The organism is Pseudomonas sp. GL_139_B (assembly GCF_057834475.1).
Map to the genome: position 1 here is coordinate 5,663,537 of NZ_CM174403.1, position 22,235 is coordinate 5,685,771.

32 protein-coding genes are annotated in these 22,235 nt (G+C 54.6%); all 32 read right to left on the reverse strand.

Annotated features, from left to right (window positions below; genetic code table 11):
- Nucleotides 1-27 precede the first annotated feature (27 nt).
- Nucleotides 28-1,029 carry a DNA-directed RNA polymerase subunit alpha gene (locus tag AC3ISI_RS25915; protein ID WP_003186012.1) on the reverse strand — a complete coding sequence of 334 codons (1,002 nt, stop codon included), beginning with the start codon at nt 1,027-1,029 and terminating at the stop codon, nt 28-30.
- 22 nt (nt 1,030-1,051) lie between these two features.
- On the reverse strand, nt 1,052-1,672 hold the full coding sequence (gene rpsD / locus AC3ISI_RS25920) for a 30S ribosomal protein S4 (RefSeq protein WP_003210056.1): 621 nt from the start codon (nt 1,670-1,672) through the stop codon (nt 1,052-1,054).
- An 18-nt stretch (nt 1,673-1,690) separates the two neighbouring features.
- Nucleotides 1,691-2,080, reverse strand: coding sequence for a 30S ribosomal protein S11 (rpsK, locus tag AC3ISI_RS25925; RefSeq protein WP_002555466.1), 390 nt, complete (start codon nt 2,078-2,080; stop codon nt 1,691-1,693).
- Nucleotides 2,081-2,110: 30 nt separating this feature from the next.
- Nucleotides 2,111-2,467, reverse strand: a complete 357-nt coding sequence (gene rpsM / locus AC3ISI_RS25930) for a 30S ribosomal protein S13 (protein ID WP_003186020.1) — start codon at nt 2,465-2,467, stop codon at nt 2,111-2,113.
- A 130-nt stretch (nt 2,468-2,597) separates the two neighbouring features.
- Complete coding sequence (gene rpmJ / locus AC3ISI_RS25935) at nt 2,598-2,714, reverse strand: 50S ribosomal protein L36 (protein ID WP_002555468.1); 117 nt, start codon at nt 2,712-2,714, stop codon at nt 2,598-2,600.
- Between the two features lie 27 nt (nt 2,715-2,741).
- A complete protein-coding gene (gene secY, locus AC3ISI_RS25940) occupies nt 2,742-4,070 on the reverse strand; it encodes a preprotein translocase subunit SecY (protein WP_003228718.1) in 1,329 nt (442 codons plus the stop codon).
- Nucleotides 4,071-4,508, reverse strand: coding sequence for a 50S ribosomal protein L15 (rplO, locus tag AC3ISI_RS25945; protein ID WP_007896782.1), 438 nt, complete (start codon nt 4,506-4,508; stop codon nt 4,071-4,073).
- A gap of 3 nt (nt 4,509-4,511) precedes the next feature.
- Nucleotides 4,512-4,688, reverse strand: coding sequence for a 50S ribosomal protein L30 (gene rpmD, locus AC3ISI_RS25950; protein WP_003186033.1), 177 nt, complete (start codon nt 4,686-4,688; stop codon nt 4,512-4,514).
- Between the two features lie 2 nt (nt 4,689-4,690).
- Nucleotides 4,691-5,191 (reverse strand): 30S ribosomal protein S5, encoded by a 501-nt coding sequence (rpsE, locus tag AC3ISI_RS25955; protein ID WP_007943782.1) that lies wholly within the window; start codon nt 5,189-5,191, stop codon nt 4,691-4,693.
- A 3-nt stretch (nt 5,192-5,194) separates the two neighbouring features.
- Nucleotides 5,195-5,545: a 50S ribosomal protein L18 gene (gene rplR / locus AC3ISI_RS25960; RefSeq protein ID WP_003186037.1), complete on the reverse strand. Its 351-nt coding sequence runs from the start codon at nt 5,543-5,545 to the stop codon at nt 5,195-5,197.
- Nucleotides 5,546-5,555: 10 nt separating this feature from the next.
- Entirely contained in the window at nt 5,556-6,089 is a 534-nt protein-coding gene (gene rplF, locus AC3ISI_RS25965) for a 50S ribosomal protein L6 (RefSeq protein WP_003176412.1), read from the reverse strand.
- Nucleotides 6,090-6,101: 12 nt separating this feature from the next.
- Complete coding sequence (gene rpsH / locus AC3ISI_RS25970) at nt 6,102-6,494, reverse strand: 30S ribosomal protein S8 (protein WP_003186040.1); 393 nt, start codon at nt 6,492-6,494, stop codon at nt 6,102-6,104.
- 209 nt (nt 6,495-6,703) lie between these two features.
- Nucleotides 6,704-7,009 (reverse strand): 30S ribosomal protein S14, encoded by a 306-nt coding sequence (gene rpsN, locus AC3ISI_RS25975; RefSeq protein WP_003176414.1) that lies wholly within the window; start codon nt 7,007-7,009, stop codon nt 6,704-6,706.
- A gap of 13 nt (nt 7,010-7,022) precedes the next feature.
- Nucleotides 7,023-7,562: a 50S ribosomal protein L5 gene (rplE, locus tag AC3ISI_RS25980; protein WP_003176415.1), complete on the reverse strand. Its 540-nt coding sequence runs from the start codon at nt 7,560-7,562 to the stop codon at nt 7,023-7,025.
- A gap of 20 nt (nt 7,563-7,582) precedes the next feature.
- Nucleotides 7,583-7,897, reverse strand: coding sequence for a 50S ribosomal protein L24 (gene rplX / locus AC3ISI_RS25985; RefSeq protein ID WP_003176416.1), 315 nt, complete (start codon nt 7,895-7,897; stop codon nt 7,583-7,585).
- 11 nt (nt 7,898-7,908) lie between these two features.
- On the reverse strand, nt 7,909-8,277 hold the full coding sequence (rplN, locus tag AC3ISI_RS25990) for a 50S ribosomal protein L14 (protein ID WP_002555479.1): 369 nt from the start codon (nt 8,275-8,277) through the stop codon (nt 7,909-7,911).
- A 23-nt stretch (nt 8,278-8,300) separates the two neighbouring features.
- Nucleotides 8,301-8,567 (reverse strand): 30S ribosomal protein S17, encoded by a 267-nt coding sequence (gene rpsQ / locus AC3ISI_RS25995; protein WP_003176419.1) that lies wholly within the window; start codon nt 8,565-8,567, stop codon nt 8,301-8,303.
- A gap of 2 nt (nt 8,568-8,569) precedes the next feature.
- Nucleotides 8,570-8,761, reverse strand: coding sequence for a 50S ribosomal protein L29 (rpmC, locus tag AC3ISI_RS26000; RefSeq protein ID WP_002555481.1), 192 nt, complete (start codon nt 8,759-8,761; stop codon nt 8,570-8,572).
- Nucleotides 8,761-9,174, reverse strand: coding sequence for a 50S ribosomal protein L16 (gene rplP, locus AC3ISI_RS26005; RefSeq protein ID WP_007896757.1), 414 nt, complete (start codon nt 9,172-9,174; stop codon nt 8,761-8,763). Before rplP ends, rpmC begins: the two co-directional genes overlap by 1 nt.
- A gap of 12 nt (nt 9,175-9,186) precedes the next feature.
- Nucleotides 9,187-9,873 carry a 30S ribosomal protein S3 gene (gene rpsC / locus AC3ISI_RS26010; protein WP_003176422.1) on the reverse strand — a complete coding sequence of 229 codons (687 nt, stop codon included), beginning with the start codon at nt 9,871-9,873 and terminating at the stop codon, nt 9,187-9,189.
- A 13-nt stretch (nt 9,874-9,886) separates the two neighbouring features.
- Nucleotides 9,887-10,219, reverse strand: coding sequence for a 50S ribosomal protein L22 (gene rplV, locus AC3ISI_RS26015; RefSeq protein ID WP_003103908.1), 333 nt, complete (start codon nt 10,217-10,219; stop codon nt 9,887-9,889).
- Nucleotides 10,220-10,230: 11 nt separating this feature from the next.
- Complete coding sequence (gene rpsS / locus AC3ISI_RS26020; protein WP_002555486.1) at nt 10,231-10,506, reverse strand: 30S ribosomal protein S19; 276 nt, start codon at nt 10,504-10,506, stop codon at nt 10,231-10,233.
- Nucleotides 10,507-10,522: 16 nt separating this feature from the next.
- On the reverse strand, nt 10,523-11,347 hold the full coding sequence (gene rplB, locus AC3ISI_RS26025) for a 50S ribosomal protein L2 (protein ID WP_003176423.1): 825 nt from the start codon (nt 11,345-11,347) through the stop codon (nt 10,523-10,525).
- Nucleotides 11,348-11,361: 14 nt separating this feature from the next.
- Nucleotides 11,362-11,661, reverse strand: coding sequence for a 50S ribosomal protein L23 (gene rplW, locus AC3ISI_RS26030; protein WP_002555488.1), 300 nt, complete (start codon nt 11,659-11,661; stop codon nt 11,362-11,364).
- Nucleotides 11,658-12,260 carry a 50S ribosomal protein L4 gene (rplD, locus tag AC3ISI_RS26035; RefSeq protein ID WP_007896707.1) on the reverse strand — a complete coding sequence of 201 codons (603 nt, stop codon included), beginning with the start codon at nt 12,258-12,260 and terminating at the stop codon, nt 11,658-11,660. Before rplD ends, rplW begins: the two co-directional genes overlap by 4 nt.
- A 12-nt stretch (nt 12,261-12,272) precedes the next feature.
- Nucleotides 12,273-12,908, reverse strand: a complete 636-nt coding sequence (gene rplC, locus AC3ISI_RS26040; RefSeq protein WP_003186059.1) for a 50S ribosomal protein L3 — start codon at nt 12,906-12,908, stop codon at nt 12,273-12,275.
- An 80-nt stretch (nt 12,909-12,988) separates the two neighbouring features.
- On the reverse strand, nt 12,989-13,300 hold the full coding sequence (gene rpsJ, locus AC3ISI_RS26045; RefSeq protein ID WP_003186070.1) for a 30S ribosomal protein S10: 312 nt from the start codon (nt 13,298-13,300) through the stop codon (nt 12,989-12,991).
- Between the two features lie 159 nt (nt 13,301-13,459).
- Entirely contained in the window at nt 13,460-14,653 is a 1,194-nt protein-coding gene (gene tuf / locus AC3ISI_RS26050; protein ID WP_027924378.1) for an elongation factor Tu, read from the reverse strand.
- Between the two features lie 30 nt (nt 14,654-14,683).
- Nucleotides 14,684-16,789, reverse strand: coding sequence for an elongation factor G (gene fusA / locus AC3ISI_RS26055; RefSeq protein WP_489334406.1), 2,106 nt, complete (start codon nt 16,787-16,789; stop codon nt 14,684-14,686).
- Between the two features lie 30 nt (nt 16,790-16,819).
- Entirely contained in the window at nt 16,820-17,290 is a 471-nt protein-coding gene (gene rpsG, locus AC3ISI_RS26060) for a 30S ribosomal protein S7 (protein WP_002555493.1), read from the reverse strand.
- Nucleotides 17,291-17,408: 118 nt separating this feature from the next.
- Nucleotides 17,409-17,780: a 30S ribosomal protein S12 gene (gene rpsL / locus AC3ISI_RS26065; protein WP_002555494.1), complete on the reverse strand. Its 372-nt coding sequence runs from the start codon at nt 17,778-17,780 to the stop codon at nt 17,409-17,411.
- Nucleotides 17,781-17,996: 216 nt separating this feature from the next.
- Nucleotides 17,997-22,196, reverse strand: coding sequence for a DNA-directed RNA polymerase subunit beta' (gene rpoC / locus AC3ISI_RS26070; RefSeq protein ID WP_008145492.1), 4,200 nt, complete (start codon nt 22,194-22,196; stop codon nt 17,997-17,999).
- Nucleotides 22,197-22,235 lie beyond the last annotated feature (39 nt).

The window sequence follows — 22,235 nt, forward strand, 5'->3', positions numbered from 1 at the left end:
AAACACGACGTTCGGTGATTACGACGATCAGGCAGTCGCCTTGTCGTCCTTCTTAAGACTTGCAGGCGGCCAGTTGTCGAGGCGCATGCCGAGGGACAGACCGCGGGAGGCCAGAACGTCCTTGATTTCAGTCAAGGATTTCTTGCCAAGGTTCGGAGTCTTCAACAGCTCTACTTCGGTACGCTGAATCAGGTCACCGATGTAGTAGATGTTTTCCGCCTTAAGGCAGTTAGCCGAACGTACAGTCAGTTCCAGATCGTCAACCGGGCGAAGCAGGATCGGATCGATCTCGTCTTCCTGCTCGACAACCACTGGCTCACTGTCACCTTTGAGATCGACGAACGCAGCCAACTGCTGTTGCAGAATGGTTGCAGCGCGGCGGATAGCCTCTTCAGGATCCAGAGTACCGTTGGTTTCCAGATCAATAACCAGCTTGTCCAGGTTAGTACGCTGTTCGACACGGGCGTTTTCCACCACGTATGCGATACGGCGAACCGGGCTGAACGAAGAGTCAAGCTGCAAGCGACCGATGCTGCGGCTTTCGTCTTCATCGCTCTGACGCGAGTCTGCCGGTTCATAACCACGACCACGAGCTACGGTGAGCTTCATGTTCAGGGCGCCGTTAGACGCCAGGTTAGCGATTACGTGATCGGGGTTAACGATCTCGACATCATGATCCAGCTGAATATCGGCAGCGGTAACCACCCCCGAACCCTTCTTCGACAAGGTCAGCGTAACTTCGTCACGACCGTGCAGCTTGATAGCCAGACCTTTAAGGTTCAACAGGATTTCAATTACGTCTTCCTGTACGCCTTCGATGGCGCTGTACTCATGGAGTACACCGTCAATCTCGGCCTCGACTACTGCACAGCCGGGCATTGAGGACAACAGGATGCGTCGCAGCGCGTTGCCCAGGGTGTGGCCGAAACCACGCTCGAGAGGCTCGAGAGTGATCTTGGCGCGGGTTGGACTGACAACCTGCACATCAATGTGGCGGGGTGTCAGGAACTCATTTACCGAAATCTGCATGGATGCACCTATTTTCTAGCCCTTACTTGGAGTAGAGCTCGACAATCAGGCTTTCGTTGATGTCGGCGGACAGATCACTGCGAGCTGGAACGTTCTTGAAAACGCCCGACTTCTTCTCAGTGTCTACTTCTACCCATTCTACGCGGCCACGTTGGGCACACAGATCGAGAGCTTGGACAATGCGAAGTTGGTTCTTTGCTTTCTCGCGAATCGCGACCACGTCACCAGCACGAACCTGGTAGGACGGTACGTTTACGGTCTGACCGTTAACGCTGACGGATTTGTGCGATACCAGCTGACGGGATTCGGCACGAGTCGAACCAAAGCCCATACGGTATACAACGTTGTCCAGACGGCATTCGAGCAGTTGCAGCAGGTTTTCACCGGTTGCACCTTTCTTGCCAGCAGCTTCTTTGTAGTAGCCGCTGAATTGACGCTCGAGAACGCCGTAAATACGACGGACCTTCTGCTTTTCACGCAGTTGGGTGCCGTAATCGGACTGGCGACCGCGGCGTTGGCCGTGGATACCAGGTGCTGCTTCAATGTTGCACTTCGATTCGATCGCGCGCACGCCGCTCTTCAGAAAGAGATCGGTGCCTTCGCGACGAGCGAGTTTGCATTTTGGACCAATGTAACGAGCCATTCTTTACAATCTCCTGGATTACACGCGGCGCTTCTTCGGCGGACGGCACCCGTTGTGCGGGATTGGCGTCACGTCGGTGATGCTGGCGATCTTGTAGCCACAGCCGTTCAAAGCGCGGACTGCAGATTCACGACCTGGGCCTGGACCTTTGACGTTAACGTCGAGGTTTTTCAGACCGTATTCCAGCGCAGCTTGACCAGCACGTTCAGCAGCTACTTGAGCAGCAAACGGGGTGGACTTGCGGGAACCGCGGAAACCCGAACCACCGGAGGTAGCCCAGGAAAGAGCGTTGCCTTGACGGTCGGTGATGGTCACGATTGTGTTGTTAAAAGATGCATGGATGTGGGCGATGCCATCAACCACTGTCTTTTTAACTTTTTTACGAGGACGAGCAGCAGGTTTTGCCATGATAATTTTCCTGTCGATTCGCGGGGGCGATTACTTGCGGATCGGCTTACGCGGACCTTTACGGGTACGCGCGTTAGTCTTGGTACGCTGACCGCGCACTGGAAGACCACGACGATGACGCAGACCGCGATAGCAACCGAGGTCCATCAAACGCTTGATTTTCATGTTGATTTCGCGACGCAGGTCACCTTCAGTGGTGAACTTCGCCACTTCGCCACGCAGCTGTTCAATCTGCTCGTCGCTCAGATCTTTGATCTTTGCGGCTGGGTTTACCCCAGTCACTGCACAGATCTTCTGTGCAGTAGTGCGACCAACACCATAGATGTAGGTCAGCGAGATAACAGTATGCTTGTTATCTGGAATGTTAACGCCTGCAATACGGGCCATTCAGTGGGACTCCAATTGACAGCTACCTACGCCCCGGAAGCCAAGAAATAGGGCGCGAGATAATATCGCTGTAATAACAAATAATCAACCCGGTAGCGCACTAGCTACCGGGCTTGAAGCACAATCACACTCAGCCTTGGCGCTGTTTGTGACGCGGTTCCGCGCTGCAAATTACTCGAACAACACCTTCGCGGCGAATAATTTTGCAGTTACGGCACAGCTTTTTCACCGATGCACGAACTTTCATCACCAACTCCTCGAACCTTATGGGTACTCAGCGCAACATGCCGCTGCCGTAACCCTTCAGGTTGGCTTTCTTCATCAGGGATTCGTACTGGTGCGAAACGAGGTGCGATTGTACTTGGGACATGAAGTCCATCACAACCACGACGACGATCAGCAACGAGGTCCCGCCAAGGTAGAACGGTACGTTTGCTGCAACCACCAGGAACTGGGGCAACAAGCAGACGGCCGTCATGTAAAGAGCACCGAACATGGTCAAGCGGGTCAGAACGCCATCAATGTAGCGCGCAGACTGCTCACCTGGACGGATGCCCGGAATAAAGGCACCGGACTTCTTCAGGTTTTCCGCTACGTCTTTCGGATTGAACATCAACGCCGTATAGAAGAAGCAGAAGAAAATAATCCCTGCACTAAACAGCAGAATATTCAACGGCTGACCAGGAGCGATCGACTGCGAGATGTCCTGCAACCAGCCCATACCTTCAGACTGACCAAACCAGGCACCCAACGAAGCCGGGAACAGCAAAATGCTGCTCGCGAAAATGGCCGGAATAACACCGGCCATGTTCACCTTCAGCGGCAAGTGGCTAGTCTGCGCAGCAAAGACCTTACGGCCCTGCTGACGCTTGGCGTAGTGAACAGCAATACGACGCTGACCACGCTCAATGAACACCACGAAACCGATAATCGCTACTGCCAGCAAACCGATGGCAACCAGGGCGAAGATGTTGATATCACCCTGACGTGCAGACTCGAAAGACTGCCCGATCGCTCTCGGAAGACCGGCGACGATACCCGAAAAAATCAACATCGAGATACCGTTGCCAACACCACGCTCAGTAATCTGCTCACCCAGCCACATCATGAACATCGCACCAGCCACAAAAGTGGATACCGCGACGAAATGGAAGCCAAAGTCACCAGTGAACGCAACGCCCTGCCCCGCCAGACCAATGGACATGCCAATTGCCTGAACGAGAGCGAGGACGACAGTGCCGTAGCGGGTGTACTGGCTGATCTTGCGACGGCCAGCTTCACCTTCCTTCTTCAACTGTTCCAGCTGCGGGCTGACGGCGGTCATCAGTTGCATGATGATCGATGCCGAAATGTACGGCATGATCCCCAGCGCAAAGATGCTCATCCGTTCCAGCGCGCCGCCGGAAAACATGTTGAACAAGCTAAGAATGGTCCCCTCATTCTGTCGAAACAGGTCCGCGAGTCGGTCCGGGTTGATACCTGGAACCGGGATGTGTGCGCCTATTCGGTAGACGATAATCGCCAGGAACAGAAAACGCAGACGAGCCCAGAGTTCAGACATACCGCCTTTGCCGAGCGCAGAGAGAGCACCTTGCTTAGCCATTTATTCCTCGAACTTGCCGCCAGCTGCTTCGATAGCCGCACGCGCACCTTTGGTGGCGCCGATTCCCTTTCCGATGGTGACAGCGCGAGTAACTTCGCCGGACAGCATGATTTTCACACGCTGAACGTTGACGTTGATCACGTTGGCATCTTTCAGGGACTGCACGGTGACGATGTCGCCTTCCACTTTAGCCAGCTCGGACAGACGCACTTCTGCGCGGTCCATGGCTTTCAGGGAAACGAAACCGAACTTCGGCAGGCGACGATGCAGCGGCTGTTGACCGCCTTCAAAGCCTGGAGCAATGGTGCCACCGGAGCGGGAGGACTGACCTTTGTGGCCACGGCCACCGGTCTTGCCCAAACCACTACCGATACCACGGCCCGGACGATGCTTTTCGCGACGGGAACCCGGCGCTGGACTCAGATCATTGAGTTTCATCGATTAACCCTCGACACGCAGCATGTAGTAAGCCTTGTTGATCATCCCGCGATTCTCGGGAGTATCAAGTACTTCTACAGTGTGACCGATGCGACGCAGACCCAGACCCTTAACGCACAGTTTGTGGTTAGGGATACGGCCGGTCATGCTTTTGATCAGCGTAACTTTAACGGTAGCCATGATCAGAAGATCTCCTTGACGCTTTTGCCACGCTTGGCGGCAATGGATTCAGGAGACTGCATAGCTTTCAAACCTTTGAAAGTGGCGTGAACCACGTTTACCGGGTTAGTCGAGCCGTAGCACTTGGCCAGAACGTTCTGAACGCCAGCAACTTCGAGGACAGCACGCATAGCGCCGCCAGCGATGATACCGGTACCTTCAGAAGCAGGCTGCATGTACACCTTCGAAGCGCCGTGACCGGACTTCATTGCGTACTGCAGAGTAGTACCGTTCAGATCAACTTGGATCATGTTGCGGCGAGCAGCTTCCATTGCCTTCTGGATCGCAGCAGGCACTTCACGCGACTTGCCACGGCCGAAGCCAACACGCCCTTTACCATCACCAACCACGGTCAACGCGGTGAAAGTGAAGATACGGCCGCCTTTAACGGTTTTGGCTACGCGGTTAACTTGAACCAGCTTCTCGATGTAGCCTTCGTCGCGCTTTTGGTCGTTATTTGACATAACTTAGAACTCCAGCCCAGCTTCACGAGCAGCATCAGCCAGCGCCTTGACGCGACCGTGGTACTTGAAGCCAGAGCGGTCGAAAGCCACCTGCGAGACGCCAGCGGCTTTAGCACGCGTAGCGACCAGCTGGCCAACCTTAGTGGCCGCGTCGATGTTGCCAGTGGCGCCATCACGCAGTTCTTTATCCAAAGTCGAGGCAGATGCCAGGACTTTGTTGCCGTCGGCCGAAATGACCTGGGCGTAGATGTGCTGCGACGAGCGGAACACGCAGAGACGCACGACTTCGAGTTCGTGCATTTTCAGGCGTGCTTTGCGAGCGCGACGCAGTCGAGTAACTTTTTTGTCGGTCATTTGCTATGCCCTACTTCTTCTTGGCTTCTTTACGACGGACGACTTCGTCCGCGTAGCGCACACCTTTGCCTTTGTACGGCTCTGGTGGACGGAAGTCGCGGATCTCGGCGGCCACTTGACCTACCAGCTGCTTATCGATGCCCTTGATCAGGATATCGGTCTGGCTAGGAGTCTCAGCGGTGATGCCTTCCGGCAGTTCATAATCCACTGGGTGCGAGAAGCCAAGAGCCAGGTTCAGCACTGTGCCTTTTGCTTGCGCTTTGTAACCAACACCGACCAGCTGGAGCTTGCGCTCGAAGCCTTGGCTTACGCCTTGGACCATGTTGTTTACCAACGCACGAGTGGTACCAGCCATTGCGCGAGTTTGTTGATCGCCATTGCGAGCAGCGAAACGCAGCTCACCAGCTTCTTCAACGATCTCAACGGACGAATGGATGTTCAGTTCGAGAGTGCCCTTGGCACCCTTCACCGAAAGCTGTTGGCCTGCGAATTTGACTTCGACACCGGCTGGCAGCTTAACGGGGTTCTTAGCGACGCGTGACATGCTTATCCCCCCTTAGAACACAGTGCAAAGAACTTCGCCGCCGACACCGGCAGCGCGCGCAGCACGATCCGTCATCACACCTTTGTTGGTGGAGACGATAGACACACCGAGACCGCCACGAACTTTTGGCAGATCATCGACGGACTTGTACTGACGCAGGCCTGGACGGCTAACGCGCTTCACTTCCTCGATGACCGGACGGCCTTCGAAGTACTTCAGCTCGATGGACAGCAGTGGTTTGATTTCGCTGCTGATCTGATAACCCGCAATGTAACCTTCGTCCTTCAGGACTTTGGCAACAGCTACCTTCAAAGTAGAAGATGGCATGCTTACGACGGACTTTTCAGCCATCTGGGCATTACGGATTCGAGTTAGCATGTCCGCTAACGGGTCCTGCATACTCATGGGCTAGACGCTCCTAATACAAAAAAATTAGCCTTGCGGCTACTACGTGTCGCCGAGCTCATCCATGCGGAAAAAGCACGGGCTCAGGCGAGCCGGGTATTCTAGACACACCCCACAAATGAATCAAGCCCCAAAAGGGGCTTGATTCAAGTTCAAGGTCACCGGTGGTCAGGATCTTGCGATCCCGGACACCGAGACTTTGATAGTGCTTACCAGCTGGCTTTAACCAGACCAGGCACGTCACCACGCATTGCAGCTTCACGCAGCTTGTTACGGCCGAGGCCGAACTTGCGGTAAACGCCGTGTGGACGACCGGTCAGGCGGCAGCGGTTACGCATGCGCGAGGCGCTTGCGTCACGTGGCTGCTTCTGCAGAGCTACTGTAGCTTCCCAACGTGCTTCTGGACTTGCGTTCAGATCTACGATGATAGCTTTCAGTGCTGCACGCTTTTTGGCGTACTTGGCAACCGTGAGCTGACGCTTCAGCTCGCGGTTTTTCATGCTCATCTTGGCCATTTTCCTACTCCAATCAGTTGCGGAACGGGAATTTGAAAGCGCGCAGCAGGGCGCGACCTTCATCATCGTTCTTGGCAGTGGTGGTCAGGGTAATGTCCAGACCGCGGAGAGCATCGATCTTGTCGTAGTCGATTTCCGGGAAGATGATCTGCTCTTTAACGCCCATGCTGTAGTTACCACGACCATCGAAGGACTTGGCATTCAGGCCGCGGAAGTCGCGAACCCGAGGCAGGGAGATCGACAGCAGACGATCCAGGAACTCGTACATACGCTCACGGCGCAGGGTCACTTTGACGCCGATCGGCCAACCTTCACGGACTTTAAAGCCAGCGATGGATTTCCGAGCGTAGGTCACAACGACTTTCTGGCCGGTGATCTTTTCCAGGTCGGCAACAGCGTGCTCGATGACTTTTTTGTCACCGACCGCTTCGCCCAGACCCATGTTCAGGGTGATTTTTGTAACGCGTGGAACTTCCATCACGTTCGAAAGCTTAAGTTCTTCCTTAAGTTTCGGTGCGATTTCCTTCCAGTAAATCTCTTTTAGTCGTGCCATGGTCTTCTACCTAGCAGTGTTCAAGCATCAACCGCTTTTTGGGTCGACTTGAAGACACGAATTTTCTTGCCGTCTTCTACTTTGAAACCAACGCGGTCAGCCTTGTTGGTTTCGCCGTTGAAAATGGCGACGTTAGAAGCGTCCAGTGGAGCTTCTTTTTCGACGATACCGCCTTGTACGCCCGACATCGGGTTAGGCTTGGTATGACGCTTGACCAGGTTCAGACCACCAATAACCAGACGGTTGTTAGCGAGAACCTTAAGCACCTTACCGCGCTTACCTTTGTCTTTGCCGGCGATCACGATGATCTCGTCGTCACGACGAATCTTTTGCATGTCGGATCTCCTTACAGCACTTCTGGGGCGAGCGAGACGATCTTCATGAACTTCTCAGTACGAAGTTCACGGGTCACTGGCCCAAAGATACGGGTGCCGATCGGCTCTTGCTTGTTGTTCAGAAGAACAGCAGCGTTGCCATCAAAGCGGATAATGGAGCCATCAGCACGACGTACGCCGTGACGAGTGCGGACTACAACAGCAGTCATCACTTGGCCTTTTTTCACTTTACCGCGAGGAATTGCTTCCTTCACGGTAACTTTGATGATGTCACCGATACCAGCGTAACGACGATGGGAGCCACCCAGCACCTTGATGCACATAACACGGCGAGCGCCGCTGTTATCGGCCACATCGAGCATGGATTGAGTCTGAATCATATAATTTCTCCGACCCCTAGTCCTTAGACTTCCACAGCGCGTTCGAGAACATCAACCAGCGCCCAAGACTTGGTCTTGGCCAAAGGACGAGTTTCACGAATAGTGACTTTGTCGCCGATGTGGCACTGATTGGTTTCGTCGTGCGCGTGCAGCTTAGTCGAACGCTTAACGTATTTACCGTAGATCGGGTGCTTTACGCGACGCTCGATCAGTACGGTGATGGTTTTGTCCATCTTGTCGCTGACAACACGGCCAGTCAGCGTACGGACAGTTTTTTCGGCTTCAGCCATGATTACTTACCTGCCTGCTGGTTGAGCACAGTCTTCACGCGAGCGATGTCACGCTTAACTTGCGAGAGCAGATGAGACTGCCCCAACTGGCCAGTTGCTTTCTGCATACGCAGATTGAACTGGTCGCGCAGCAAGCCGAGCAGTTGCTCGTTCAGCTGCTGTGCGGATTTTTCACGAAGTTCATTCGCTTTCATCACATCACCGTCCGTTTAACAAAGGCGGTGGCGAGCGGCAGCTTTGCAGCAGCCAGGGCAAAAGCCTCACGCGCCAGCTCTTCAGAAACACCCTCGATTTCATACAGGACTTTGCCTGGCTGAATCTGGGCAACCCAGTACTCCACACTACCCTTACCTTTACCCATCCGAACTTCGAGGGGCTTTTTGGAAATAGGCTTGTCCGGGAATACACGGATCCAGATCTTGCCGCCACGTTTAACGTGACGGGTCAGAGCACGACGCGCTGACTCGATCTGACGAGCGGTGAGACGACCACGAGCTACAGACTTCAGCGCGAACTCGCCGAAGCTGACTTTGCTACCGCGCTGAGCCAGACCACGGTTGTGGCCTGTCATCTGCTTGCGGAACTTCGTACGCTTTGGTTGCAACATTTGGCGTACCCCTTACTTAGCAGCTTTTTTACGAGGCGCTGGTGCTTGTGGTTTCAGTTCTTCTTGGCGACCACCAATTACTTCGCCTTTGAAGATCCAAACCTTTACACCGATCACACCGTAAGTGGTGTGAGCTTCGTAGTTGGCATAGTCGATGTCGGCACGCAGGGTGTGCAGTGGCACACGACCTTCGCGATACCATTCAGTACGTGCGATTTCAGCACCGCCGAGACGACCGCTCACTTGGATTTTGATGCCTTTGGCACCAATGCGCATGGCGTTCTGAACAGCGCGCTTCATAGCGCGACGGAACATTACGCGACGCTCCAGCTGCTGAGCTACGCTCTGCGCAACCAGCATACCGTCGAGCTCCGGCTTGCGGATCTCTTCGATATTGATGTGCACAGGCACACCCATTTGCTTGGTCAGGTCCTGACGCAGTTTCTCAACATCTTCACCTTTCTTCCCGATAACGATACCTGGACGAGCGGTGTGGATGGTGATACGTGCAGTCTGAGCCGGACGATGGATATCGATACGGCTTACGGACGCGCTTTTTAGTTTGTCTTGGAGATACTCACGCACCTTCAGATCAGCGAACAAATAGTCCGCATAAGTCCGACCGTCTGCGTACCAGACGGAGGTGTGCTCCTTGACGATTCCCAGGCGAATGCCAATGGGATGTACTTTCTGACCCATCTCTTCGACTCCGTTACTTGTCAGCAACCTTGACAGTGATATGGCAAGACCGCTTGACGATGCGATCAGCACGGCCTTTGGCACGCGGCATGATGCGCTTCAGCGAACGCCCTTCGTTGACGAAAACGGTGCTGACCTTAAGGTCATCAACGTCTGCGCCTTCGTTATGCTCGGCGTTGGCTACGGCCGACTCCAGCACTTTCTTCATGATCTCGGCGGCTTTCTTACTGCTGAAAGCCAACAAGTTGAGCGCTTCGCCCACCTTCTTCCCGCGGATCTGGTCGGCGACCAAGCGGGCTTTCTGGGCGGAGATTCGAGCGCCCGACAACTTAGCGGCTACTTCCATTTCCTAACCCCTTAACGCTTGGCTTTCTTGTCTGCCACGTGCCCACGATAAGTGCGGGTACCGGCGAACTCGCCCAGTTTGTGGCCGACCATGTCTTCGTTAACGAGAACTGGGACGTGTTGACGACCGTTGTGTACTGCGATGGTCAAACCGACCATTTGTGGCAGGATCATTGAACGACGCGACCAGGTTTTCACCGGTTTGCGATCATTCTTTTCCGCCGCCACTTCGATCTTCTTCAGTAGGTGAAGATCGATAAAAGGACCTTTTTTCAGAGAACGTGGCACTGTCGTATCCCTCTATTTACTTGCGACGACGGACGATCATTTTGTCGGTACGCTTATTACCACGAGTCTTCGCGCCCTTAGTCGGGAAGCCCCATGGCGATACCGGATGACGACCACCAGAGGTACGACCTTCACCACCACCATGTGGGTGGTCAACCGGGTTCATGGCAACACCACGAACGGTTGGGCGAACGCCACGCCAGCGTTTGGCACCAGCTTTACCCAGCGAACGCAGGCTGTGCTCGGAGTTCGAGACTTCACCCAGGGTCGCGCGGCATTCAGCCAGCACTTTACGCATCTCACCAGAACGCAGACGCAGGGTCACGTAGACACCTTCACGAGCGATCAGCTGAGCCGAAGCACCAGCGGAACGAGCGATTTGCGCGCCTTTACCTGGCTTCAATTCGATGCCGTGTACGGTGCTACCAACTGGAATGTTACGCAGTTGCAGAGCGTTGCCCGGCTTGATCGGTGCCAGAGCACCTGCGATCAGCTGGTCACCAGCACTCACGCCTTTAGGGGCGATGATGTAGCGACGCTCGCCATCTGCGTACAGCAGCAGAGCGATGTGAGCAGTACGGTTTGGATCGTATTCAATACGCTCGACAGTGGCAGAGATGCCATCTTTGTCGTTGCGACGGAAATCGACCAGACGATAATGCTGCTTATGGCCACCACCGATGTGACGAGTGGTAATGCGACCATTGTTGTTACGACCACCAGTCTTCGATTTTTTCTCGAGCAGCGGTGCGTGAGGAGCGCCTTTATGCAGCTCCTGGTTGACCACCTTGACCACAAAACGGCGGCCAGGGGAAGTCGGTTTGCATTTAACGATTGCCATGATGCACCCCTTCCTTACTCAGCACTGCTGCTGAAATCGAGATCTTGGCCTGGCTGAAGGGAGATAACTGCCTTCTTCCAGTCATTACGCTTGCCCAGACCGCGAGCAGTGCGCTTGCTCTTACCCAGAACATTCAGGGTAGTAACACGCTCTACTTTCACGCTGAACAGGCTTTCGACGGCCTTCTTGATTTCCAGCTTGGTTGCGTCAGTTGCAACCTTGAAAACGAACTGGCCTTTCTTGTCAGCCAGAACCGTAGCCTTCTCGGAAACGTGCGGGCCAAGCAGAACTTTAAATACGCGTTCCTGGTTCATCCCAGCAGCTCCTCGAATTTCTTCACGGCCGACACGGTGATCAACACCTTGTCGTATGCGATCAGACTAACTGGATCGGAACCTTGCACGTCACGTACATCAACGTGTGGCAGGTTACGAGCAGCCAGGTACAGGTTCTGATCAACGACTTCAGACACGATCAAGACGTCAGTCAAGCCCATGCCAGTCAGTTTGTTCAGCAGATCTTTGGTCTTCGGTGCATCAACAGCGAAGTCCTGAACCACTACCAGACGATCAGTACGCACCAGCTCAGCAAGGATGGAACGCATTGCTGCGCGATACATCTTCTTGTTCAGCTTCTGGGTGTGATCCTGAGGACGAGCTGCGAAAGTGGTACCGCCGCCACGCCAGATTGGGCTACGGATAGTACCGGCACGAGCACGGCCAGTACCTTTCTGGCGCCATGGGCGCTTACCGCCACCACGAACGTCGGAACGGGTCTTTTGCTGCTTGGAACCCTGACGGCCGCCGGCCATGTAGGCCACGACTGCTTGGTGAACCAGCGTCTCGTTGAATTCGCCGCCAAATGTCAGTTCGGAAACTTCGATCGCTTGAGCGTCATTTACATTTAATTGCATGTCAGCTTCCCCTTAACCGCGAGCCTTGGCTGCTGGACGTACAACCAAGTTGCCGCCAGTAGCGCCAGGAACAGCGCCCTTGACCAACAACAGATTGCGTTCAGCGTCCACGCGCACTACTTCGAGGGACTGCACGGTCACGCGCTCAGCGCCCATATGACCGGACATTTTTTTGCCCTTGAATACACGACCAGGAGTCTGGCACTGGCCGATAGAGCCTGGAACGCGGTGGGACACGGAGTTACCGTGGGTATTATCTTGCCCGCGGAAGTTCCAACGCTTGATCGTGCCCTGGAAGCCTTTACCCTTGGACTGACCGGTTACATCAACCAGTTGACCAGCGGCGAAGATTTCAGCGTTGATCAGATCGCCGGCCTGGTACTCGCCTTCTTCAAGGCGGAATTCCATTACGGTGCGACCAGCAGCAACGTTCGCTTTAGCGAAGTGGCCAGCTTGAGCAGCTGTAACACGCGAAGCACGACGCTCGCCTACAGTGACTTGCACTGCACGATAGCCATCGGTCTCTTCAGTTTTGAACTGGGTGACGCGATTCGGTTCGATCTCAATGACCGTGACCGGAATGGAGACACCTTCTTCGGTGAAAATACGGGTCATACCGCATTTACGACCGACTACACCAATAGTCATGTTGTAAACCTCATGAGTGTACGGGGCTTTCACCCGCTATGGCCGCCCATTTCAGAGCGTTACACGACTAAGACCGAGTCTTAGCCGAGGCTGATCTGCACTTCCACACCGGCCGCAAGATCAAGCTTCATAAGAGCATCAACGGTTTTATCCGTTGGCTGGACGATGTCCAGAACGCGCTTATGAGTACGGATCTCGTACTGGTCACGCGCGTCTTTGTTGACGTGCGGGGAGACCAGAACGGTGAACCGCTCTTTACGGGTAGGCAGTGGAATTGGACCACGCACTTGAGCACCAGTACGTTTCGCGGTTTCCACGATTTCCTGGGTGGATTGGTCGATCAGGCGATGGTCAAAAGCCTTCAACCTGATACGGATTTGCTGATTTTGCATTGGATTTCAGACTCCGGCTGCTATTCCCACCGAGCGCAATACGCCCGTTAAAAGGAGGCGCAATTCTATAGACGCCCCAGATAGGTGTCAACCCAATAAAAAAGGCCCCCGCTAAGCGGGGGCCTTCTCAAAAAAATCGAGCTATCTCAGAAGAGATAATTACTCGATGATTTTAGCTACAACGCCAGCACCAACGGTGCGGCCGCCTTCACGGATAGCGAAGCGCAGACCGTCTTCCATTGCGATGGTTTTGATCAGGGTAACAGTCATTTGAATGTTATCGCCTGGCATTACCATTTCAACGCCTTCTGGCAATTCGCAGTTACCGGTCACGTCAGTAGTACGGAAGTAGAACTGTGGACGGTAGCCTTTGAAGAACGGAGTATGACGGCCGCCTTCTTCCTTGCTCAGAACGTAAACTTCTGCGGTGAACTTGGTGTGCGGCTTAACCGAACCCGGCTTAACCAGAACCTGGCCACGCTCAACGTCGTCACGCTTGGTACCGCGCAGCAACACGCCGCAGTTCTCGCCAGCACGACCTTCGTCGAGCAGCTTGCGGAACATTTCAACACCGGTGCAGGTGGTGACGGTAGTGTCACGCAGACCAACGATTTCCAGTGGATCCTGAACGCGAACGATACCGCGCTCGATACGACCAGTCACAACAGTACCGCGACCGGAGATCGAGAATACGTCTTCGATTGGCATCAGGAACGGCTTGTCGGTCAGACGAACTGGTTCTGGGATGTAGCTGTCCAGAGTTTCAACCAGTTTACGAACGGCAGTGGTGCCCATTTCGTTGTCGTCTTTGCCTTCCAGCGCCATACGCGCCGAACCGATGATGATCGGAGTGTCATCACCTGGGAAGTCGTAAGTGCTCAGCAGATCGCGCACTTCCATCTCAACCAGTTCCAGCAGCTCAGCGTCGTCTACCAGGTCAGCCTTGTTCAGGAAAACCACGATGTACGGTACGCCTACCTGACGGGACAGCAGGATGTGCTCACGGGTTTGTGGCATCGGACCATCAGCGGCCGAGCAAACCAGGATAGCGCCGTCCATTTGAGCAGCACCGGTGATCATGTTCTTCACATAGTCAGCGTGACCTGGGCAGTCAACGTGAGCGTAGTGACGGATCTTCGAGTTGTACTCGACGTGTGCGGTGTTGATGGTGATACCACGAGCTTTTTCTTCTGGCGCGCTGTCGATTTTATCGAAATCAACGATGGCCGAACCGAATACTTCGGAGCAGACGCGAGTCAGAGCAGCAGTCAGAGTGGTTTTACCGTGGTCAACGTGACCGATGGTGCCAACGTTGACGTGCGGTAGGGAACGATCAAATTTTTCTTTAGCCACGACAATTAACTCCTTGCCTAAAGGACTGAATCAGCCTTGTTTTTTGGTAACGGTTTCGACGATGTGCGACGGAGCCGTATTGTATTTTTTGAATTCCATAGAGTAGCTTGCGCGACCCTGGGACATGGAACGAACGTCGGTCGCATAACCGAACATCTCGCCCAGCGGAACTTCGGCGCGAATTACTTTGCCGGAGACCGTGTCTTCCATACCCAAAATCATGCCGCGACGACGGTTAAGGTCGCCCATCACGTCACCCATATAGTCTTCAGGCGTAACAACCTCTACCGCCATGATCGGCTCAAGCAGCTCACCACCGCCCTTCTGGGCCAGTTGCTTGGTCGCCATGGAAGCAGCCACTTTAAACGCCATCTCGTTGGAGTCGACGTCGTGGTAAGAACCATCAAACACGGTAGCCTTCAGGCCGATCAGCGGATAACCGGCAACAACGCCGTTCTTCATCTGCTCTTCGATACCCTTCTGGATCGCCGGGATGTATTCCTTAGGAACCACACCACCCACGACTTCGTTCACGAATTGCAGACCTTCCTGACCTTCGTCAGCAGGAGCAAAACGAATCCAGCAATGGCCAAACTGACCACGACCGCCGGATTGACGAACGAATTTGCCTTCGATTTCACAGTTCTTCGTGATGCGCTCACGATAGGAAACCTGAGGCTTACCAATGTTGGCTTCGACGTTGAACTCACGGCGCATCCGGTCAACCAGGATGTCCAGGTGCAACTCGCCCATGCCGGAGATGATCGTTTGACCAGTCTCTTCATCGGTTTTGACGCGGAAAGATGGATCTTCCTGAGCAAGCTTGCCCAGAGCGATACCCATTTTTTCCTGGTCATCCTTGGTCTTAGGCTCTACGGCAACCGAAATAACCGGCTCCGGGAAGTCCATGCGAACCAGGATGATTGGCTTGTCAGCGTTGCACAAAGTCTCACCAGTGGTGACGTCCTTCATGCCGATCAAGGCCGCGATGTCACCAGCGCGTACTTCCTTGATTTCTTCGCGGGCGTTTGCGTGCATTTGCACCATACGACCCACACGCTCTTTCTTGCCTTTAACCGAGTTGATCACGCCGTCGCCGGAGGCCAACACGCCCGAGTAAACTCGAACAAAGGTCAAGGTACCCACGAATGGGTCGGTAGCGATCTTGAACGCCAGAGCCGAGAACGGCTCGCTGTCGTCTGCATGACGCTCCATTTGAATTTCCTCGTCATCCGGGTCAGTACCCTTGATGGCAGGAATGTCGGTAGGAGCCGGCAGGTAGTCGATAACGGCGTCGAGAACCAGGGGAACACCCTTGTTCTTGAAGGAAGAACCGCAAACAGCCAGAACGATCTCACCAGCGATAGTACGCTGACGCAGAGCGGCCTTGATTTCCGCGTTGGTGAGCTCTTCACCTTCGAGGTACTTGTTCATCAGCTCTTCGCTGGCTTCGGCCGCAGCTTCAATCATGTTACCGCGCCACTCGTTAGCCAGCTCCTGCAGTTCAGCAGGGATTGGCTCGCGACGTGGAGTCATGCCTTTGTCAGCATCATTCCAGTAAACAGCTTCCATGGACATCAGATCGATCTGACCCTGGAAGTTGTCTTCGGAACCGATAGCCAACTGGATTGGCACTGGAGTGTGACCCAGACGCTGCTTGATCTGACCGATCACGCGCAGGAAGTTCGCACCAGCACGGTCCATCTTGTTTACGTAAACAAGACGTGGAACGCCGTACTTGTTGGCTTGACGCCATACGGTTTCCGACTGAGGCTCAACACCCGAGGTGCCGCAGAACACAACTACCGCGCCGTCGAGAACACGCAGGGAACGTTCAACTTCAATAGTGAAGTCAACGTGGCCCGGGGTGTCGATGACGTTGAAGCGGTATTGGTCCTTGTGCTGCTTCTCGGAACCCTGCCAGAAGGCGGTAATAGCAGCAGAAGTAATGGTAATACCACGCTCCTGCTCCTGCACCATCCAGTCTGTGGTCGCGGCGCCGTCATGCACCTCGCCCATTTTGTGACTTTTGCCAGTGTAAAAAAGGACGCGCTCGGTGGTGGTGGTTTTACCAGCATCCACGTGAGCAACGATACCAATGTTACGGTAGCGATTAATCGGTGTTGTACGAGCCATAAAGCCCTCGCAAAATTAGTGACGCTAAAATTAGAAGCGGTAGTGCGAGAAAGCCTTGTTGGCTTCAGCCATACGGTGCACGTCTTCACGCTTCTTAACTGCAGCACCTTTACCTTCAGCGGCGTCCAACAGTTCGCCAGCCAAACGCAGAGCCATAGACTTCTCGCCACGCTTGCGGGCGAAGTCTACCAACCAGCGCATTGCCAGAGCGTTACGACGGGACGGACGAACTTCGACCGGAACCTGGTAAGTAGCACCGCCTACACGGCGCGACTTTACTTCGACCAGCGGAGCGATGGCGTCGAGAGCTTTCTCGAAGATTTCCAGGGGATCGCTGTTCTTGCGTTCTTTAACTTTTTCCAGCGCGCCATAAACGATACGCTCGGCAACGGCTTTCTTGCCGCTTTCCATCACGTGGTTCATGAACTTGGCCAGGATCTGGCTGCCGTATTTTGGATCGTCAAGCACTTCGCGCTTGGCTGCTACGCGTCTTCTTGGCATGGATAAGCCCTCAAACGGTCTTCAGGTTCGCTCGGAATCGGTGCCCTTACGGGACGCCTCCGACCTTACTCTTATCGACTCAGAAAAATAGAAAATCAGTTTTTACAAAAAGCCGCTACTACTTAGGCTTCTTGGTACCGTACTTCGAACGACCCTGGTTACGACCTTTAACGCCGGAAGTATCCAAAGAACCGCGTACGGTGTGGTAACGAACACCCGGCAAGTCTTTTACACGACCGCCGCGGATCAGTACCACGCTGTGCTCTTGCAGGTTGTGGCCTTCACCGCCGATGTACGAGGAAACCTCGAAACCGTTGGTCAGACGCACACGGCATACTTTACGCAGTGCCGAGTTAGGTTTTTTCGGCGTGGTGGTATACACACGGGTGCATACGCCACGACGTTGCGGGCAGTTCTGCAGCGCAGGCACGTCGGATTTCTCGACGATACGCTTACGCGGCTGACGTACCAGCTGGTTGATAGTTGCCATCTACTAGCTCCACTGTTGTCTTGCGACGCTATTGTCTTGCAAGAAAAGCAAAATGGCAGGAACGAATTCCCGCCAAATTTAGGGGTACAAGAGTCTAAAGAGGATCTTGTCCCCAGTCAAGGCAAGGCCCCGACCTCCCCACCCATCCAACCTCGACAAATTGTCTCGATTCGATGAACGGAGCAGCCAGGGCCTTACGCTCATTTATCGCAGAACTCAGTTACCGCTAGAGTTCAGCGCTTCGGTCAGTGCAGCTTCCACTTCACTGGCGCTTACGCGCAACGGTTTGTCAGCATCACGGCGACGCTTGCGCTCGCTGTGATAAGCCAGACCGGTACCAGCCGGGATCAGACGACCCACGACCACGTTTTCTTTCAGGCCGCGCAGGTAATCGCGCTTGCCGGTTACCGCCGCTTCGGTCAGTACGCGAGTGGTTTCCTGGAAGGAAGCCGCCGAGATGAACGATTCGGTGGACAACGACGCCTTGGTGATACCCAACAGCACGCGAGTGAACTTGGAAACGAATTTCTCGTCGCCAGCCAGACGCTCGTTCTCTACCAGAACGTGAGTCAACTCCATCTGGTCGCCCTTGATGAAAGTCGAGTCGCCGGATTCAGCGATTTCAACCTTACGCAACATCTGACGCAGAATGGTCTCGATGTGCTTGTCGTTGATCTTCACGCCTTGCAGACGATAAACGTCCTGGATCTCGTTCACGATGTACTTGGCCAGCGCACTCACACCCAGCAGACGCAGGATGTCGTGTGGATCGCTCGGACCGTCGGAGATAACTTCGCCGCGGTTTACCTGTTCGCCTTCGAAGACGTTCAGGTGACGCCACTTAGGAATCAGCTCTTCGTACGGATCGGTACCGTCGTTCGGGGTGATAACCAGACGGCGCTTGCCTTTGGTCTCTTTACCGAACGCGATGGTGCCGCTGACTTCAGCCAGAATCGAGGCTTCTTTCGGACGACGGGCTTCGAACAAGTCGGCAACACGTGGCAGACCACCGGTGATGTCACGGGTCTTCGAAGTCTCTTGCGGGATACGAGCGATAACATCACCGATCGCAATCTTCGCACCGTCCGCTACACCAACCAGGGCGTTAGCAGGCAGGAAGTACTGAGCAATTACGTCGGTACCCGGCAGCAAGAGATCCTTGCCGTTGTCATCAACCATCTTCACAGCAGGACGGATATCTTTACCGGCAGCTGGACGGTCTTTGGCGTCGAGTACTTCAATGTTGGTCATACCAGTCAATTCGTCAGTCTGACGCTTGATCGTGATGCCTTCTTCCATGCCCACGTAGGTCACGGTACCTTTCATTTCGGTAACGATTGGGTGAGTGTGCGGATCCCACTTGGCCACGATTGCGCCAGCGTCGACCTTGTCACCTTCTTTAACCGAAATCACAGCACCGTACGGCAGCTTGTAACGCTCGCGCTCACGACCGAAGTCGTCAGCGATCGCCAGCTCACCGGAACGGGACACAGCAACCAGGCAACCATCCACTCGCTCAACGTGCTTCAGGTTATGCAGACGGACGGTACCGCCATTCTTCACCTGAACGCTGTCAGCCGCGGAGGTCCGGCTTGCCGCACCACCGATGTGGAACGTACGCATGGTCAGCTGGGTACCCGGCTCACCGATGGACTGGGCAGCAATAACGCCGACCGCTTCACCGATGTTCACCTGGTGACCACGAGCCAAGTCACGGCCGTAGCACTTGGCGCAAATGCCGTAGCGGGTTTCGCAGCTGATCGGCGAACGCACGATCACTTCGTCGATGCTGTTCAGCTCGATGAACTCAACCCACTTCTCGTCTACCAGTGTGCCGGCAGGAACGATGATTTCTTCGGTACCTGGCTTGAACACGTCACGGGCAATAACACGACCCAATACGCGCTCACCCAGCGGCTCAACAACGTCACCGCCTTCAATGTGCGGAGTCATTACCAGGCCATGCTCGGTGCCGCAATCGATCTCGGTCACAACCAGATCCTGCGCCACGTCTACCAGACGACGAGTCAGGTAACCGGAGTTCGCAGTTTTCAACGCGGTATCCGCCAAACCTTTACGAGCACCGTGAGTCGAGATGAAGTACTGAAGTACGCTCAAACCTTCACGGAAGTTCGCAGTAATCGGCGTTTCGATGATGGAACCGTCCGGCTTGGCCATCAGGCCACGCATACCGGCGAGCTGACGGATCTGCGCAGCAGAACCCCGTGCGCCCGAGTCGGCCATCATGTACATCGAGTTGAAAGATTCCTGGTCGACTTCGACGCCATGGCGGTCGATGACTTTCTCTTTCGAGAGGTTGGCCATCATTGCCTTGGAAACTTCGTCGTTCGCCTTGGACCAAAGGTCGATCACTTTGTTGTACTTTTCGCCCTGGGTTACCAGGCCGGAGGCGTACTGACTTTCGATCTCTTTCACTTCATCAGTAGCAGCATTGATGATGCGGGCTTTTTCATCCGGGATAACGAAGTCGTTAACACCGATGGAAACGCCGGAAATGGTCGAATAAGCAAAACCGGTGTACATCAACTGGTCAGCGAAGATTACCGTCTCTTTCAAACCAACCACGCGGTAGCACTGGTTGATCAGCTTGGAGATCGCCTTTTTCTTCATCGGCTGGTTGACGACGTCGTACGACAGGCCAGGTGGAACAACCTGGAACAACAGTGCACGGCCGACAGTGGTGTCGACGATACGGGTGTTCTTGACGCTGCCACCGTCACGATCGTTAACGGTTTCGTTGATCCGCACTTTGACTTTCGCGTGCAGTGCGGCTTCGCCGGCACGGAACACACGGTCAACTTCTTGCAGATCCGCGAACACACGACCTTCGCCCTTGGCGTTGATCGCTTCACGAGTCATGTAGTACAGACCCAATACAACGTCCTGCGACGGAACGATGATTGGCTCACCGTTGGCTGGCGACAGAATGTTGTTGGTCGACATCATCAACGCGCGCGCTTCCAACTGGGCTTCCAGTGTCAGCGGTACGTGCACGGCCATTTGGTCGCCGTCGAAGTCGGCGTTGTACGCAGCACAGACCAGAGGGTGCAGCTGGATAGCCTTACCTTCGATCAGTACCGGTTCAAACGCCTGGATACCCAGACGGTGAAGGGTCGGTGCACGGTTGAGGAGAACCGGGTGTTCGCGGATCACTTCAGCGAGAACGTCCCAAACTTCCGGCAGCTCGCGCTCGACCATCTTCTTGGCAGCTTTGATGGTGGTCGCGAGACCACGCATTTCCAGCTTGCCAAAAATGAACGGCTTGAACAGCTCGAGAGCCATTTTCTTCGGCAGACCGCACTGGTGCAGACGCAGGGTCGGACCTACGGTAATTACCGAACGACCGGAGTAGTCAACACGCTTACCGAGCAAGTTCTGACGGAAACGACCCTGCTTACCCTTGATCATGTCAGCCAGGGATTTCAGAGGACGCTTGTTGGAACCGGTGATAGCGCGGCCACGACGACCGTTGTCGAGCAGTGCGTCGACGGCTTCCTGCAACATACGCTTTTCGTTGCGCACGATGATGTCCGGAGCGGACAGATCAAGCAGGCGCTTCAAGCGGTTGTTACGGTTGATCACTCGACGATACAGATCGTTGAGGTCGGAAGTCGCGAAGCGACCGCCATCCAGCGGGACCAGTGGACGCAGATCTGGCGGCAGCACCGGCAGAACGGTCAGCACCATCCATTCTGGAAGGTTGCCGGAACCCTGGAAGGCTTCCATCAACTTCAGACGCTTGGACAGCTTCTTGATTTTGGTTTCGGAGTTGGTTTGCGGAATTTCTTCACGCAGGCGGCCAATCTCGTGTTCCAGGTCGATAGCGTGCAGCAGTTCACGGACAGCTTCGGCACCCATGCGGGCATCGAAATCGTCGCCGAACTCTTCCAGCGCTTCGAAATACTGCTCGTCGTTGAGCAGTTGACCTTTTTCAAGGGTGGTCATGCCTGGATCGATAACGACATAGCTCTCGAAGTAGAGAACGCGTTCGATATCACGCAGGGTCATGTCCATCAGCAAACCGATACGCGACGGCAGCGACTTCAGGAACCAGATGTGGGCAACTGGCGAGGCCAGTTCGATGTGCGCCATACGCTCACGACGAACTTTAGCCAGCGCGACTTCAACGCCGCACTTCTCGCAGATCACGCCGCGGTGCTTCAAGCGCTTGTACTTACCGCACAGGCACTCGTAATCCTTTACCGGGCCAAAGATCTTGGCGCAGAACAGGCCGTCACGCTCAGGTTTGAACGTACGGTAGTTGATGGTTTCCGGCTTTTTAACTTCACCGAACGACCACGAACGGATCATCTCAGGCGATGCCAATCCAATACGGATGGCGTCGAACTCTTCGACTTGACCCTGGTTTTTCAGCAAATTCAGTAGGTCTTTCAAGGCCTTTCCTCCTGGCGGAGCAGAGAGCGGGCAATCCTG